General features: G+C 60.1%; 14 protein-coding genes. 3 read left to right on the plus strand and 11 right to left on the minus strand.

The window, feature by feature from the left end; all coding sequences use genetic code 11:
- Positions 1-90: 90 nt before the first annotated feature.
- The 3 genes from ACQRCA_RS07730 to ACQRCA_RS07740 form a co-directional block, all read right to left on the minus strand.
- Positions 91-666 carry a hypothetical protein gene (locus ACQRCA_RS07730; RefSeq protein WP_427719778.1) on the minus strand — a complete coding sequence of 192 codons (576 nt, stop codon included), beginning with the start codon at positions 664-666 and terminating at the stop codon, positions 91-93.
- 83 nt (positions 667-749) lie between these two features.
- Positions 750-1,967: a helix-turn-helix domain-containing protein gene (locus tag ACQRCA_RS07735; protein ID WP_427719779.1), complete on the minus strand. Its 1,218-nt coding sequence runs from the start codon at positions 1,965-1,967 to the stop codon at positions 750-752.
- Positions 1,968-2,233: 266 nt separating this feature from the next.
- Positions 2,234-3,268 (minus strand): YeiH family protein, encoded by a 1,035-nt coding sequence (locus ACQRCA_RS07740; RefSeq protein WP_427719780.1) that lies wholly within the window; start codon positions 3,266-3,268, stop codon positions 2,234-2,236.
- A gap of 193 nt (positions 3,269-3,461) precedes the next feature.
- On the opposite strand from ACQRCA_RS07740, the gene ACQRCA_RS07745 reads away from it, so the two are divergent.
- On the plus strand, positions 3,462-4,163 hold the full coding sequence (locus ACQRCA_RS07745; protein WP_427719781.1) for a GntR family transcriptional regulator: 702 nt from the start codon (positions 3,462-3,464) through the stop codon (positions 4,161-4,163).
- A gap of 112 nt (positions 4,164-4,275) precedes the next feature.
- Here ACQRCA_RS07745 and glmS read toward each other — a convergent pair whose 3' ends face one another.
- Positions 4,276-6,123: a glutamine--fructose-6-phosphate transaminase (isomerizing) gene (gene glmS / locus ACQRCA_RS07750; protein ID WP_427719782.1), complete on the minus strand. Its 1,848-nt coding sequence runs from the start codon at positions 6,121-6,123 to the stop codon at positions 4,276-4,278.
- A 329-nt stretch (positions 6,124-6,452) separates the two neighbouring features.
- Between glmS and ACQRCA_RS07755 the strand changes: the two genes are divergently transcribed.
- Positions 6,453-7,565, plus strand: a complete 1,113-nt coding sequence (locus tag ACQRCA_RS07755) for a LacI family DNA-binding transcriptional regulator (RefSeq protein WP_427719783.1) — start codon at positions 6,453-6,455, stop codon at positions 7,563-7,565.
- Positions 7,566-7,678: 113 nt separating this feature from the next.
- On the opposite strand, the gene ACQRCA_RS07760 is transcribed toward ACQRCA_RS07755, so the two are convergent.
- Positions 7,679-8,329 carry an HAD family hydrolase gene (locus ACQRCA_RS07760; RefSeq protein WP_427719784.1) on the minus strand — a complete coding sequence of 217 codons (651 nt, stop codon included), beginning with the start codon at positions 8,327-8,329 and terminating at the stop codon, positions 7,679-7,681.
- Between the two features lie 167 nt (positions 8,330-8,496).
- On the opposite strand from ACQRCA_RS07760, the gene ACQRCA_RS07765 reads away from it, so the two are divergent.
- The gene (locus ACQRCA_RS07765; protein WP_427719785.1) at positions 8,497-9,375 is read left to right on the plus strand and encodes a hypothetical protein; all 879 of its coding nucleotides are present in this window, start codon (positions 8,497-8,499) and stop codon (positions 9,373-9,375) included.
- Positions 9,376-9,505: 130 nt separating this feature from the next.
- On the opposite strand, the gene ACQRCA_RS07770 is transcribed toward ACQRCA_RS07765, so the two are convergent.
- From ACQRCA_RS07770 to ACQRCA_RS07795, 6 genes are all read right to left on the minus strand, one after another.
- Positions 9,506-9,958, minus strand: a complete 453-nt coding sequence (locus ACQRCA_RS07770) for a PTS sugar transporter subunit IIA (RefSeq protein WP_195503788.1) — start codon at positions 9,956-9,958, stop codon at positions 9,506-9,508.
- A gap of 11 nt (positions 9,959-9,969) precedes the next feature.
- Complete coding sequence (locus ACQRCA_RS07775; protein ID WP_427719786.1) at positions 9,970-10,908, minus strand: transketolase family protein; 939 nt, start codon at positions 10,906-10,908, stop codon at positions 9,970-9,972.
- On the minus strand, positions 10,908-11,738 hold the full coding sequence (locus tag ACQRCA_RS07780; protein ID WP_427719787.1) for a transketolase: 831 nt from the start codon (positions 11,736-11,738) through the stop codon (positions 10,908-10,910). The genes ACQRCA_RS07775 and ACQRCA_RS07780 overlap by 1 nt, the downstream gene beginning before the upstream one ends.
- A 62-nt stretch (positions 11,739-11,800) precedes the next feature.
- Positions 11,801-12,484, minus strand: coding sequence for a fructose-6-phosphate aldolase (gene fsa / locus ACQRCA_RS07785; protein WP_117757862.1), 684 nt, complete (start codon positions 12,482-12,484; stop codon positions 11,801-11,803).
- A gap of 218 nt (positions 12,485-12,702) precedes the next feature.
- Complete coding sequence (locus ACQRCA_RS07790) at positions 12,703-13,977, minus strand: class II D-tagatose-bisphosphate aldolase non-catalytic subunit (protein ID WP_427719788.1); 1,275 nt, start codon at positions 13,975-13,977, stop codon at positions 12,703-12,705.
- Positions 13,978-14,121: 144 nt separating this feature from the next.
- Positions 14,122-15,594: a PTS fructose transporter subunit IIC gene (locus ACQRCA_RS07795; RefSeq protein ID WP_427719789.1), complete on the minus strand. Its 1,473-nt coding sequence runs from the start codon at positions 15,592-15,594 to the stop codon at positions 14,122-14,124.
- Positions 15,595-15,775 lie beyond the last annotated feature (181 nt).

Here is a 15,775-nt window from a genome sequence, read left to right on the forward strand (position 1 = left end):
TTGGCGACTGACATCGAATGAGCTGCTGCTGGCATTCGACACTTGGGCAGCTAAAAGGCCCCGTCCCAAATTTGCTACCCCACTAGCAACTTATCTTGCCGATGGATTTGTCGTCGTTTCATTCGTTCGAGTCGCTTCGGCGCCATCGCCCTGTTCGCCTTCATCCTTTTGAGCATCGGCAATGGTGGCAGCGGCTGCGACCATGCCGCGCTGGGGCGCGACGCCCGTCTGGGTCTGAACGCCCTCGACAACTTCTGTGCCTGCATGCGCGAGCTCCGGCGACTTAAACATTGCGTCCAGATTGGCCCCGCCGCCGGCGTAGCCAAGCGCCGCGAGCGCGATGACAATCACCGCAACAACGACCGCGATCGGAACATAGCGATGCCAGCCTGCGGGATGGAGGCCGCTACGGCGAGCAGCGCCACGGCTAATGTAGCCGAGCGTTCCATCGTGCTTGAGCTTTGACCCCACCACACGCTTACGGCCCCACAGCGATGATTCGGCCTGCATGGCCAAGCGAGCGCTTGCCGAAGGATAACCATATTTAGTGCGTTTGAACGAGCCGTCGAACCCCGAGGCGCTTTTGCCCCACGTCCGTGAAGTCGTGCGACGGTTGACCGGCGCCGCGGGCTTTCGAACCCGATTTGTTTTTGAAGTCTCCGCCATACTCCCCGCACGCCGTAACACAGTCGAAACAATACTGCTTTGGACTGTATCACACGCGCCGCGCGCGGTCACGGGCGCCTCGCTTAACGGTCGTCGTCCTTCAGCAGGCGCCACAGGGTCGTACGGCTTATGCCTAGCACTTCGGCAGCTCGGGTCCTGTTGCCGTGAAGGTGGCCTACGACCAGCCGTGCGATATCGCGCTCGGTATCGGCCAGTGGGCGCAAGATATACAGATCGCTATCGAGCGTCGGGGCACCAAAGGTCGCGGTCTTGATAACGTCCTCCTGGGCGAGCACCTCCTCCGCCACCGCCCGCTCGGCCGTACCCGTCCTCACTAATATATAAAGTCGTTCCGAAACCTCACGAAGCTGTAGATAGTTACGGGGCCATCGATAGGCATCGAGTGTCTTTGCCGCCCCGGACGACAAGGCGGGTGTTGCCGTCTCAAACATATCTGCCAGATACTCCAGATAGCGCGCAACCTTTTCCGACGCGCCGCCCTGCTCGGCAATCGCCGGCGCCACACTCACTGCACAGGCCAGACGCTCGGTTACAAAAGCAGCCTGATCGCTTTCGCCGCCGCCTGGCATGTCGTTTGCCGTCAACACCACATGGCACCGAGTTGCGAGCGCCGTGTCGATCATTGCGGACACGAGCTCGCGCAGGCGTTGGGGGCCAACAGCATGCCAGCCGCCCATGCAAAGTGTCAGCCCCGTTTGGAATAGCGGCGATTCGGAACTTTTGAGCAGATGGCGCCAACCGCGATCCGTAAGCTCATCGAGCGCAACGGACACAAAGGGCTGGTCGGCATAGGGTCCATCCAGGTACAGGCGTTTTGCAATCTGATCCTGTCCCGCGCCCAGCTCGCCCTCGAGCATAAGGGGCACTCCGCGCGCATAGCTCTCCCGTACGGGGGCAGCGACCGCTGCCGCGTCTTCGACGATGCCGTACGCGCTCGATTCGTAGCGGGCCTCGACTTCGTCGGCGTTGAGCCACTCGATGCCCGCATGCGCCGCGGCGGCGCGCACCTCGCGGACCACGATGACCCAAAGGCCCCCGCCCTCTTTGTCGGTGGGGCGAACGGTCAGGCTCAGGCGCGTACCCGCACGCCCCATAACCAGACGCGCGCCGTCTCCTATGCGGTCGAGGCGCTCAGCGACAAAAGCCGCCACATCCCGCTCAAGCGCCGCGTCATTCATGGTCGAGATCGCGACGTCCCCACGCGCATCGATTGCCAATGCCGAGGCCCCAGCAGCAGCTAGGGCATCGGTCAAGATGTTCAGCTTGGCATCGCTATCCATGATTTGCCCCTGCCCGCTGCAACGTACAACCGCCGACGGTCGCACGACCAAGTGTTTCAAAATTGAACGATATTGCTCACCAAACACTATAGGGCAGAAAGCGCCGTCCTGCGAGTATAGGTGTTGCCCCGCATCGCCATCCTGGCGGGGCGATAAGAGCTCTTCGGGATCTATTAACCTGCGGACAAGCCATACCCGCAAGAGCTCCTATCGCTCCACCGCGAGGATGCGGCCACCGGCAACCAGCACGTAAATGGGCTACTTCTCTACCAGATTCCCAGCACGTGCTGCATCCCCAAACCCATGCACGCAATGCCAATCCAGCAGCAAAAGCCCAATGCGATGGGCTTGCCGCCTTTTTTGACCAGCTCGACGATATCGGTATTAAAGCCAATAGCCGCCATGGCCATCACGATAAAGAACTTCGACAGCTCCTTGATGGGCGCCGTAACGGACGCGGGAAGCTGAAACACTGTGGTGACCACACTCGCCAGCACAAAGAACAGCACAAACATGGGAAACGCGCGCTTAAGGGAGAACGTGCTTTTGGCGTCGCCGCCGGCCTTGCGCGCCAGATGCATCTGCCAGCATGCGAGGACCAACGTGATGGGAATAATGGCCAGCGTCCTGGTGAGCTTGACTACCGTAGCGCTCTCGAGCACATTGGCGCCAGGATGCATACTGTCCCAGGCGCTCGCCGCAGCCGTTACAGACGAGGTGTCGTTGATAGCGGTACCGGCAAACAGGCCAAAGCCCTCGTTGGTCAGCCCAAGCATGCCTCCAAGCGTTGGAAACACGAGCGCCGCGATAACGTTAAACAGGAAGATGACCGAAATAGCCTGGGCAATCTCGCGATCGTCGGCATCGATGACAGGCGCGGTCGCGGCGATGGCGGAACCGCCGCAAATCGACGAACCCACACCCACAAGCGTCGCGATCTTGCCCGGCACGTTCATAACGCGGCAGAGCACAAAGGCGATGACGAGCGAGGTCAAGATCGTAGCCACGATAATCGGCAACGACTGGGCGCCTTTGGACAGAATCTGCGAGAGGTTCATGCCAAAGCCAAGCAGGATAACCGCGTACTGCAAGACTTTTTTAGACGTATAGGTGACGCCGGCGGCGAGCTGTTCGCGACGATTCTTGGGAAAGACAAGCGCCAGAACCATGCCAAAGAGGATGGCAAATACCGGCCCACCGACCACCTCAATCTGTTTGCCGAGCAACGACGCAGGGATGGCGATGATCAGGCAGAACAAGACACCCTTCCAGCGCTCGCGTACGATATTTACCAGTTGCATATGGGATTCCTTCTTTCTATTTCACGCTTGCGACGGCCTATGATACGGCAACATCGAGCACAGCCATGCGCAAAAACAGACTAAGATGCCGCAATAGTTCTCGGGCAACAACCAAATTACCCACCGCGGAGAGCTGATTCGCGGCATAATTAACAACTGACATATGAGTGTGATAGAACAGTTGCGAGGCACTATGGAAGAATCGATGCACGTCGGCGAGCAGGAAACGAGCCTACAGGACCAGTCCTACCACACCATTCGACGCAAAATAGTCTACCTGGACTACAAGCCGGGCGAAAAGTTGGGCGTCAAGCAGCTTTGTGACGACCTAGATATGGGGCGCACCCCTGTGCGCGAGGCACTGGTGCGTCTGGCGCAAGAGGGCCTAGTGCGCACCGTGCCCCAAAGCGGCACCTATGTCTCGCCCATCAACCTCACCCTTGCCGAGAGTGCCTGCTACATTCGCGAACACCTGGAAAAGCAGGTGATTGTGGAATGCTGCGCCCGTGCCACCTCGGTAGGCATCGAGCAGCTCGACCGAGCCATCGCGCTGCAGGAAAAAGCCATGGCCGAAGAGGACCGCATCGGCTTCTTTTTAAGCGACAACCTCATGCACCGCATGATCTTTAGCATCGCGTGCCGCAGCACCGTGTGGTCGTGGCTCGAGGCGACCAATGCCGACCTGGAGCGCTTCCGCTGGCTGCGCGCCGCTACGCAGGCGCTCGACAATCAGGAGATTGTTAACGAGCACAAGCAAATCCGCCGCGCCATCGCCGGTCGCGATCCTATCGAGGCAAGCTTTTTGGTCAGCAAGCACCTGCATATGATGTTCCGCAACCAGACCGAGGTCCTGGACCAATATCCCGAGTACTTCGAGACCAGCAAGCTCCGCTAACCTGCCAAAAAGGGACAGGTTTATTTTGGCAGGTTTTACCTGGGCAAATGCAACAAGTCCCGGCTCCGCTGCAACGAAGCCGGGACTTAGTTGTTAGGATGTAGGAACTCGATTACTCTACTGTGACACTCTTGGCCAGGTTGCGGGGCTGGTCAACGTCGCAACCGCGCAGGATGGCAACCTCGCGGGCGAGCAGCTGCAGCGGAACGCTCGCCGTGATGGGGCTGAATACGTCGCGGACGGCCGGCACGCGAATGATGCAGTCGGCGATCTTGTTGATTTCCTCGTCGCCCTCGGTAGCAACGACGATGACCTTGGCGCCGCGCGCCTTGCACTCCATGAGGTTCGACACCGTCTTGTCGTATGTTGCGCTTTTGGTTGCAACCGCGATAACGGGGAAACCTGGGTCGATCAGCGCGATAGGGCCGTGCTTCATCTCGCCGGCAGCATATGCCTCGGCATGCAGGTAGCTGACCTCCTTGAGCTTGAGCGCGCCCTCGTAGGAAATGGCGGCGCCCATGCCGCGACCCACGAACAATGCAGACTGCGCGTCCTTGCAGACAAGCGCGGCCTCGTGCACGGCCTCGGTCTGCGTATCCAGGATCCACTGGATCTGCTCGGCCGTATCGGAAAGCTCGCGGAACAGCATGCGCGCCTGCTTGGTGGTCAGACGGTACTTAACCTGCGCCAGCAGCAGGGCCAAAAGCGTAAGGCTCACGACCTGACCGATAAAGCTCTTGGTCGAGGCAACTGCAATCTCCTTGTTGGCCTTGGTGTAGATAACGCCGTCGCTCTCGCGCGCCACCGGGCTGCCCAGCACGTTGGTGATGCCAAAGACCTTGGCGCCCTTGATGCGCGCATCGCGAATGGCGGCAAGGGTGTCGGCCGTCTCGCCCGACTGGGACACGGCCACGACAAGCGTCGTCGGCGTGATGATGGGGTTGCGATAGCGGAACTCGCTTGCCGCCTCGACCTCGGTAGGAATACGAGCCCAACCCTCAATAAGGTTCTTGGCGATAAGTCCGGCATGGTAGCTGGTGCCGCAGGCAATCACATACACGCGGTCGATATCGTTGAGCTCCTCGAGCGAAAGGCCCAGCTCGTCGATATCGAGCTCACCGGCGGGGGTCATGCGGCCCACCAGGGTATCACGCACGACGCGAGGCTGCTCATGGATCTCCTTGAGCATAAAGTCGGGATAACCGCCCTTTTCGGCCATATCCAGGTCCCAGTCGATATGGGTAAGCTTGGGCTCAATCACGTTGCCAGCCTCGTCGGTATACTCGACGCCTGCGGGCGTAAGCTTGGCAAACTGACCGTCTTCGAGCACCACGACATCGCGGGTGGCATCGATAAGCGCGATCACGTCGGAGGCAACGTAGGAGCCGGTTTCGCCGACGCCGACCACAATCGGGGAGTCCTTGCGGGCCACGGCGATCACGCCAGGCTCATCGGCAGAAACGGCGGCCAAACCATAGGCTCCCACCACGTGGGTGCAGGCTTCGCGCACAGAAGCCATCAGGTCGTGTGTCTCGGCATAGGCCTCTTCGATCAAGTGCGCAAAGACCTCGGTGTCGGTCTCGCTCTTAAAGTGATGGCCGCGGCCCTCCAGCTCCTCACGCAGCTCGGCGAAGTTCTCGATGATGCCGTTGTGGACGATGGCGATGCGACCGTCGCAGCTGATGTGGGGATGGGCGTTGACAACGGAGGGCTTGCCGTGGGTAGCCCAGCGGGTGTGGCCGATGCCGCAGGTGGCGTCGCTGTCGACATTGGTAAGTTCGCTCTCCAGGCCCGCGACCTTGCCCACGCGGCGAATGACGTCGAGGTGAGCCGCCGTGCCCTCGCCCACCTCGAGTGCGACGCCCGAGGAGTCATAACCGCGATATTCCATACGCTTAAGGCCCGTGACAAGGATGTTCTTTGCAATATCAGAGCCGGTGTAGCCGACAATTCCGCACATAGGATAAATCCCTTCGCTCGCGTGACTGCAAAACGTCCACGCACAAGGGGCGCTGAGACGTATAACGTTCGAGTATTGTACTCACGCAAGCGCAAGCTGATATACCAGAAGTGGTATCTCAACTTAGATACCACCCGATGCACACACGTTCAGCCGGTCCAAACCACCACAAAGGTGCCTGTCCCCTTCGTGGTGGTCGCGTTGGCAATAGCGTTTCCCCAGATAAAACCTGCCAAAATAAACCTGTCCCTAATTGGCAGGTTTTGACACCCTAGGGACGGGCGATGCTACAATCTGGCTTGTACTTGAAACGCATCAAAGGGGCCGCTATGGCAAAGGTAAAAATCAGCGACGTCGCGCGCGAGGCAGGGGTCTCGCTGGGCACGGTATCCAACGCGCTCAACCATCCCGAAAAGCTGCGCCCCGAGACCCTCAAACTCATCAACGAGACCATCAATCGCCTTGGCTACCTGCCCAACCAAAGCGCCCGCCAGCTCGCAGGAGGCACCACCAAGTCCTTTGGCCTGGTCCTCCCCCGTCTCGACCACGGCTTCTCGCTCCAAATTGCCAGCGGCGCCCATAACGAGGCCCGCAAGCACGGTTACGACCTGCTTATCGCCAACGCCGATAACGACGACATCCTCGAAGACCACTACCTGCGCTATTTTATGGGCACGCAGATGTCCGGCGTCATGGTTCAGCCCATGGCATCCCCCGATTGGCACCCCGCCATGACCAAGATGCCCGTGCCGATTGTCCATCTGGACATTCACTGTTCCGAGCCCGGTTACTACGTGGCCGCCGACAACGAGGCACAGGGGCGCATTATCGCCGAGCTCGCCATTGCCCGCGGCGCACGCCATATCACCGTTGTGGGCAGAGCGGCATTTATGCAGCTCACCCTGCGCGTGCTTGGCATTCACAAGGCCCTCGCCCTTCATCCCGACATCAAAATTGAGGTCATTGACGCCGGAGAATGGAATACCGCAGCCGACGGCTACGGCATCGGCGCCCAGATTGCCGAGCGCTCTGCTGACGAGCGTCCGGATTTTGTCATCGGCCTAACCGACGTATTGGCCTCGGGTGTTATCTCGGCGTTGATCGACAAAGGCATCTCCGTCCCCAAGCAAGTTCGCGTGGCCGGCTGCGACGGTAACCCACTTGCATGGAGCGGGTCGGTCCCTCTCACCACCGTAGCACCCCCGGGCTACGAGATTGGCCGCAAGGGTGTCCAGCTGCTCGTGGAGCAGATCGAGAACAAGGCGCCGACAAAAACCAAACGCGTCCGTATCGGCTCCGCCGCACGCACCGTCACCGAGGTCACAGCCGCCGAGGACATCAACCGTCAGGAACTCGTGCGGCCGTTCCTCTTAGAGCGCGCCAGTACCCAGGCGAGCAGCCAAGCCGAAGCCACCGCCATCAACCTGGGCGCGTATCTATAGCACGTCGACCAGTATGCCAAAACGCAGCTTAAGCAAAAGAGGCCCGGCCATTGCCGGACCCCTTATGCTTAAGCGTAAATGTGGGCAATTGCCCGTTTCAACGCCGCAGCTGTCTAGCGCACGGCCTTGACCGCCGCCGTAAGGTCGAACAGCGTATCGAGCACGGCCTCGCAGCCGTCCACCACATTCTGCGGCAGCGGCACAATGTCGGGGACGGCAAAGACATGGCAGCCGGCCGTGATGCCCGAGACGCAGCCGTTGCGTGAATCCTCGACCACAGCGCATTCCTCGGGGGCAAAGCCCGCGCGCTCGCAGGCAAGCAGATACATCTCGGGGTCGGGCTTGCCGTGCACGACGTCCTCGCCGCAGGTCACCGTCTCAAACTTGTCAAAAAGGCCGACCATCTTAAGGTTGCGCTCGGCCGTAGCGAGGCGCGACGACGTCGCTAGACCCACGTGATAGCCCGCAGCCAGCAGCTCGCCTATGCACTCGGCGGCACCGGCCTTAAGCTCCAAATCGGTCTTGACCATCTCGTCGCGAATCTCCTTGTGGCGAACATAGATCGCCTCGGTGGTTTCATGGCTGCCGTAATGCTTATCAAGGATGTCCATGACATCGGGCAGCGTGCGGCCGATAAACTGATGGATCAGCGCATCATCAATCGCGACCCCCAGCTCGGCAGCGCCCGCCTTCCATGCCTTGATGCCCAAACGCTCGGTATCGACCAGCGTTCCGTCCATGTCAAAAATTACAGTCTTGATCATATCGGTCCCCTCACCGGATTGCATTACGGCCACTCTAGCGCACTTTACAAACTTGTATATAACGTATATAGCATATTGCACTATCGTTACATAGGCAAAAGTCATATGACGAGCAGTCCGATAGGATTATAGTTTTCGACCGAGTACTCAATGGTAAGGATTGTTTTATGCTTTCAGACACTACCGCACCTGCAAAGGAGCTTCAGGACAAACTCGCGGCGCTCGAACAGCTGCTTTTGGCATACGGACGCGTCGCCATCGGCTTTTCCGGTGGCGTCGACAGCAGCTTTTTGGCCGCGGTCTGCGCCCGCATCATGCCTGCCAGCACGCTTCTCGTTCACCTCACCACGCCGCTCATCGGCACGCCCGAACAGACCTCGTTTGAGCGATCCGTTGACAGGCAAACCAATGAGGGACCGCATTTTAAGCTCCCCGTGCTCAATCTTTCGGTCGATCAGCTGCAGCTCCCCCAAGTAGCCTGCAACGACGCCAACCGTTGCTACCACTGCAAGCACGCCGGCTTTACCGCCATCGTCAACCACGCTAAGTCGCTCGGCTTTCCCATCGTCATCGATGGCAGCAATGCAAGCGATCGCGGTGACTACCGTCCCGGCATGCGCGCTGCCAAAGAGCTCGGCGTACGCTCCCCTCTTATGGAGGTCGGCTTTACCAAGGACGAAGAGCGCGAGCTGTTGCGCGCATGGGGCTATCCCGTTTGGAACCTGCCGGCGGAAGCCTGTCTTGCCACGCGCGTCCCCACAGGCGAGGAGCTTACGCATGAGAAGGTCGATTTAATCCGCGCCTGCGAGGACTACCTGCACGATCTTGGTCTGTCGCAGGTTCGCGCGCGCTTGGTCGGCGGCCGCATGCGTATCGAAGCCGCTCACGCAGATGTCGCCAAGATTGCCGCCCTCGGCGGTGCTACCGTCAATGCCGAGGGCAAGACCCCGCTGCCCGCCGCCATCGAGTCCGCGCTGCGCGAGCTGGGCTGCAGCCACATCTCCCCCGAAGTCACCCCTTACATCCACGGCAACATGAACCAGTAACCTACCAAAAAGGGACAGGTTTATTTTGGCAGGTTTTATCTTGGGAAACGCAAACAGGGCCGCGACACCTCTATGGCGTCGCGGCCCTTTTCCTTGGAGAAGGATCGATTGATTGAACAGGATGACCGTTCTAGTCTTCGAGTCCGCTATTGATGAGCTCCGCAATCTCAACGGGATCGGTGCTCGCGCGCACCTTGTCACGGAAGCCGGCGTCCATCAGCATCACGGCAGCCTTGGAGAGCAGACGCAGGTGCGTGGTTCCAGCCTCGCCGGCGGGCACGTACAGCGCGAGCGCAACATCGACGGGCACCCCATCGAAGCTCGGCCATTCAACGGGCTCGGCCAGTTTAAGCACGGCAACGCCCGGCGTGTGGATCGCGTCGCTTTTGGCATGCGGAACGGCAAAACCGGCGACAAGGCCGGTCTCGGCCTCGTTCTCGCGAGCAATAAAGGCAGCCTCTACGGCAGATGCGTCATCGGCAAAACCGAGCTCGATGGCCTGCTCGGACAAATAATGCAGGGCGTCCTCGCGCGAGGCGGCGGTATACCCGATCGTCACTTGGTTGGCAGATACAAATCCCATGGAAACCTTCCTTACAACACAGACCTGACCGCAGCTTCGATACCGTCGGCGTCCAAACCGTACTCGTGCAGCAAATCGACCGCAGGGCCAGACTCGCCATACACATCGCGCACGCCGACGCGTCGCATCGGCACCGGATGCTGTTCCGCGAGTACCGAGGCCACGGCCTCGCCAAGACCGCCGATAATCGAGTGCTCCTCGGCAGTGACCACGCGACCAGTCTTCTTGGCGCTGGCAACTACCAGGCGCTCATCAAGCGGCTTGATCGTGTGCATGTTGATAACCTCGGCATCGATGCCATCGGCAGCGAGCGCCTCGGCAGCCTCAAGCGCCTCGGCGACCATGAGACCGCATGCGACGATAGTCACATCGGACCCCTCGCGCACGACCACGCCGCGGCCAATCTTGAACTCATAGTCCTCGCGGTCGTTGATGACCGGTGTTGCCAGACGGCCGAAACGCATGTAGACCGGCCCCTCAAACCCATAGGCGGCGCGTACGCAAGCGCGAGCCTCGATGTCATCGGCGGGAACGACCACCGTCATACCCGGAATCGTGCGCATGAGCGCGATGTCCTCGCAGCACTGATGCGTGGCGCCGTCTTCACCGACCGAGATGCCCGCGTGCGTGGCGCCGATTTTGACGTTGAGGTGCGGATAGCCGATGGAATTACGCACTTGCTCGTACGCGCGGCCGGCGGCGAACATGGCAAAGGTGCTTGCAAAGGCGACGTGGCCCGTGGTTGCAATGCCGGCGGCAAGCCCCATCAAGTTGCTCTCGGCAATGCCGGCGTCGTAGAAGCGCTCAGGGTGCGCAGCCTTAAACTTACCGGTCTGCGTGGCGGCGGCCAGGTCGGCATCGAGAACCACAAAGTCATCGTGCTCATTGCCCAGCTCGACAAGTGCCTCGCCATAGCTAACGCGCGTGGCGACTTTCTTGACGTCTGCCATTAGAGCTCCTCCCCTGCTGCTGCGAGCTCGGCCATGGCCTGCTCAAACTGTTCATCGTTGGGTGCCTTGCCGTGCCAGCCCACCTGGTTTTCCATAAAGGAAACGCCCTTGCCCTTCACCGTCTCGGCGATAATGGCCACAGGTGAGGCGCTCACTTTGCGAGCCTCGGCAAAGGCCGCGGCAATCTGCGCCATGTCGTTACCGTCGGCGAGCTCGATCACATGCCACTTAAAGGCGCGGAACTTGTCGGCAAGCGGCATAGCCGAGTTAACTTCGTCGATACTGCCGTCAATTTGCAGGCCATTGTGATCGACGATAGCGACGAGGTTATCCAGGTCGTGGTTGCCGGCGAACATAGCTGCCTCCCACACCTGGCCTTCCTCGCACTCGCCGTCGCCCAACAGCGTGTAGACGCGGTAATTGTCACCCCAGTGCTTTGCGGCAAGTGCCATTCCAACCGCGGCGGAGATACCCTGACCGAGCGATCCGGTAGACATGTCGACGCCCGGCGTGTCATTCATATTGGGATGGCCCTGCAGGCGGCTGCCGATATGACGGAGCGTCTCGAGCTCCTCCTTGGGAAAGAACCCGCGCTCGGCGAGCACGGCATAGAGTGCCGGAGCGCAATGGCCCTTGGAGAGCACAAAGCGGTCGCGGTCGGCGCGGCTCGGATTCGCCGGGTCGACATCCATTTCCTCAAAGTAGAGGTAGGTCATAATGTCGGCGGCGCCAAGCGACCCGCCCGGATGCCCCGACTTGGCGGCGTGGACACCCGTGACAATACCGCGGCGAACCTCATTGGCAATCTTGGCCAGTTCCTGATCGGTCATGGAGTTTCCTCTCTTGAGCACGCCGGCCCGGCATAACAAATGCTGGGCCGGCAGAACCATCGTTACTGTGCCTCGACGACCTTTTTCCAGTCGGCCTCGAACGAGGCAAGGCCCTGGTCGGTCAGCGGGTGATGCAGGCATTTCTTAAGAGCGGCCATGGGGACGGTCGCAATATCGGCACCGAGTAGCGCCGCCTGGGTCACGTGATTGGGCGTGCGGACGGATGCGGTAATGATCTCGACGGTGTCGTCGACGTTCTTACCGGTCCAGTCATAGTTCTTGATGCAGGTCACAACGTTGTCGAGCTGCGAGATACCGTCCTCGGCGATGTCATCGAAGCGTCCCACAAACGGGCTGATGTAGCGAGCGCCGGCGTTGGCGGCCATGAGGGCCTGCGTCGGCGAGAAGACGAGCGTCATGTTGACGCGCACGCCCGCATCGGCCAGCGCGCGGCAGGCGGCGAGGCCGGCCTCGCAGACGGGGAGCTTGACCACAATGTTGGGAGCCAGGGCGGCAAGACGCTTGCCCTCCTCGATCATGCCCTCGGCAGTAGTCGCGGTGGACTCGGCAGACACGGGCAGACCCTCGCAGAGCTCGGCAATCTTGAGCATATGGGGCTCAAAGTCGGCGAGCTTACCGCCGGTCTTGGCGTACAGGGACGGATTGGTGGTGACGCCGGCAAGGCAGCCCCAGCTCTTGGCCTCGGCGATCTCGTCAAGGTTGGCGGTATCGATAAAGAACTTCATGGTACAAACTCCTTCGAATGAATAGCTAGCAATCTAAGGACAACGGCTCAATCACTGGTCGAACCAACGTCAGCGAGCGGGCAGCTGCCGTGGCAAGGTGGTGCGAAAGAGGAGCGAAGCGTACTTTGGTACGCGAGCGACGGCTTGAGCGCCAGATTGCCCGGCAGATGCTCGCGCAGCGTCGACCGGTCCGGCGTTTGTCAAAACGCCGGAACTACCTAGTCCTCGAGAGCCTTCTCGATGCGGCTCGTGACGCCCTTGAGGTTAAGACCGACGACGTACTGCTTAATCGGGCGCTTGATGTGCTCGATCACAAAGCGCTTGCCGTCGATGTCCTGGGCAGCGAGGTTGCGATAGAGCTTCTCGACCTGCTCCTTGACCTCGGGATCGTTGAACGCGTAGTGGCCGGAGACATCCAGAATCTTCAGGCTGAGCTCGTCGTCGGCCAGAATGTCGTCAACCTGCAGGTTGACATCATCGCCGGTCATCCACTTGCGCCAGCGCTCGGTCTTGATAGCCTTGACCAGCAGCGTGTGATACAGGTCGGAGGGATCGTCGCACAGGCCGTTGTCGACCAGAATCTGCTCGGTAGCGCAGAGCTTGAGGTAGGCGCGGGTCTCCTCGGTGCCGTACTGAGGGGCGACATTGGAAGCGGTCACGTGAGCCGGAATGTGCTCGAGCAGCGTCGCGTCGTCCAGGTAGTCGGCGTTGTGCTCCTTCAGGCCCACGCCGTAGCGCTTTGCCATGTCGGCGAGCTCGCGGGCGTTCTTAAAGTTGTAATGGCCAACCTGCTCGGTCCAACGGGTGAGCGTACCGGTCTGGCCGACGATAAAGGTGGGCATGGGGCAGCCGCGCTTCTCGAGCTCGGGCTGCAGCTGAGAAATGAACTCCTCGTACTTATCGGTAGAGGTCAAGCCGCCATTGGTCTCCTCGGTACCGACCTCATAGGCGACCTCGGGCAGGTTATGCTCGCGACGGTACTGCTCAAGGTAGTCGATAAGATCGATCGTGCGGCGAAGCACCACGTCGAGCGGAATAACCTTGCCGATCTGATAGGGGTCCTTGGTGGGGTCGACCATCAGCAGGTCAAAGCCTGCCTCCATGTCGGCGACGAAGGACTTGCGGGCGAGCTCCATGGCCTCGTCCTCGGGCAGGTGGGCGTTACGCTCCTCGTCGCGCTGCCACGGACCGCCGTGATCGCGGCACAGGTAGTACGGGCCGGTGTAACCCACCTCGTCGGCAACCTTCTTGATGTCGGCGGCAAAGCGCTTCTGGTCCCAACCGTTGACGTAGCCGGCGCCCATCTCGTCCATATCGACCTGGTTGCGGCTGGCGATAAACATGGGCGGGAAATCCTCGTCCTTGGCAAGCTCGAACACGGCCTGAATCAGGTTGGGGCTCATGGGGCCAATGCCGACCATGGTTGCGTGATCGCCGCTATCCTGCAGCTTGAGCATGCCCTGAACGGCCTGGCGGATGGTGAGGTTGGACATTTTGTTCTCCTTCTCCAGAGGATTTTTGACAAAAGTTCCCTGGGACCCAGATGCGGGCCCTATCAGTACGGATGGATTTTGTTGTGTAGGGGCGGTTGTGCGAAGTCAAATCCATCCCTCCGCACAACCGGAGTCCTTAAAGGTTTACTTGACCTGCTTGTCGAGCGTGGGCTTCATGGCAATCAGGATTGCAGCGGCGACCACGGAGCCAATCACGATGTCTAGGCAGAACAGCGCGACGTTGTTGGTGGCAAGGGCGACGATAAAGCCACCGTGCGGGACGTAGCAGTCGATACCCTGGAAGGCGGCAAGCGCCGCACCCACGGCAGAACCGATGCAGATGCCGGGAAGGGTGTGACCGAGATCCTTGACCGCGAAGGGAATAGCGCCCTCGGTAATACCGATGCAGCCCATAAACAGTGCGGAGATACCCATCTGACGGTCAGCGTCATCGAACTTGTTCTTGGCGATGAGCGCAGCGAGGCCGCAAGCAATCGGGGGAATGGCGACAGCGACGCGGAACATACCGTTGGGGCCGTAGATGCCGGAGGCCATGATGGCCATGGTAAAGGTCGAAGCGGTCTTGTTGACGGGACCACCCATATCGAAGGCGGTCATAACGCCAATGACCAGGCCCAGGACGACGGCGGAGCCGCCCTGCAGGCTACCGAGCACGCTGGTGAGCCAATCCATCACAAAGCCAAGCGGCGTGGCCAGGATGTAGATGTAGGCCATGCCCAGGACGAGCGAGGTCAGAATCGGGATGATCAGGATCGGCATGATGGTCTGGATGGTGTTGTTGACCTTCCAGGTCTTCATCCAGCGGACAAAGTAACCACAGATGACAGCCATAATCATGGCGCCCAAGAAGCCGGTCGAAACGCTGTTGCCACTCGGGGTGACGACGGCGTTGTTGACCAAGTAGCCCAGGACAAAACCGGGGGCAAGCGCGGGCTTGCCGGCCATCGAGTAAGCGATGTATGCCGCAAGCACCGGAATCATCATAGAGATGCCGGCCATACCGATGGTGTTAAGGCTCACCATCAACGGGTTGGTGACCTCCATGCCGTTAGCACCGGCGGTACCGGATGCCAACGAGAAGGCGAGGAACACGCCACCGATAACGACAATGGGGATAAAATAGGAAACGCCGGTATTGAATGCATTGAGCAGCGTCTTGCCAGGATCGGCAAAGATAGACTGCTTGGACGCCGGTGTCGGGGCCTGCGGGGCAGCGGAGACGGCCTTCTTCTCTGCCTTGGCCTCGGCCTTGGGCGCGTCAACGGCGCCACCCGTCGCCTTGATAATCTCAACAGCCTGGTCGATGATCTTGACCGGATCGGCGATCACATCGGAAGTACCGACCTTGAGGAACTTGCCCTCGGCCATCTTCTGCTCAAAACGGTCCTCGTTCTCGACACCCACGTCGACGGACTCCAGGACCAGGTCGGCGGAGTCCACGTCTTCCTGCGTTAGCTCATTCTCGATACCCAGGCCACCCTGAGCCTCGACCTTGCACTCGATGCCACGGGCGGCACATTCATCCTGAATCGCCTTCTGGGCCATATACGTGTGGGCGATACCCACGGTACAGGCGGCAACGCCTACGATCTTCATTGCTTCCCTCTTTTCATAGAGTTGCGTGCGCAAGACACCGTTTGCGGAGGCCTCCGGAGCATCCCCTGCCGTTTGGACTTGCTGTCTTTTCGACAAGACCAATATAGGTGCTCATTTTTCTTAATACCAGCTTATTTCGGTAAACGCGCAGGTCAGAGCGTTGGTTATGCAATTTAGTTAG

The organism is Collinsella sp. SGI.095 (genome assembly GCF_050314535.1).
GTDB lineage: Bacteria > Actinomycetota > Coriobacteriia > Coriobacteriales > Coriobacteriaceae > Collinsella.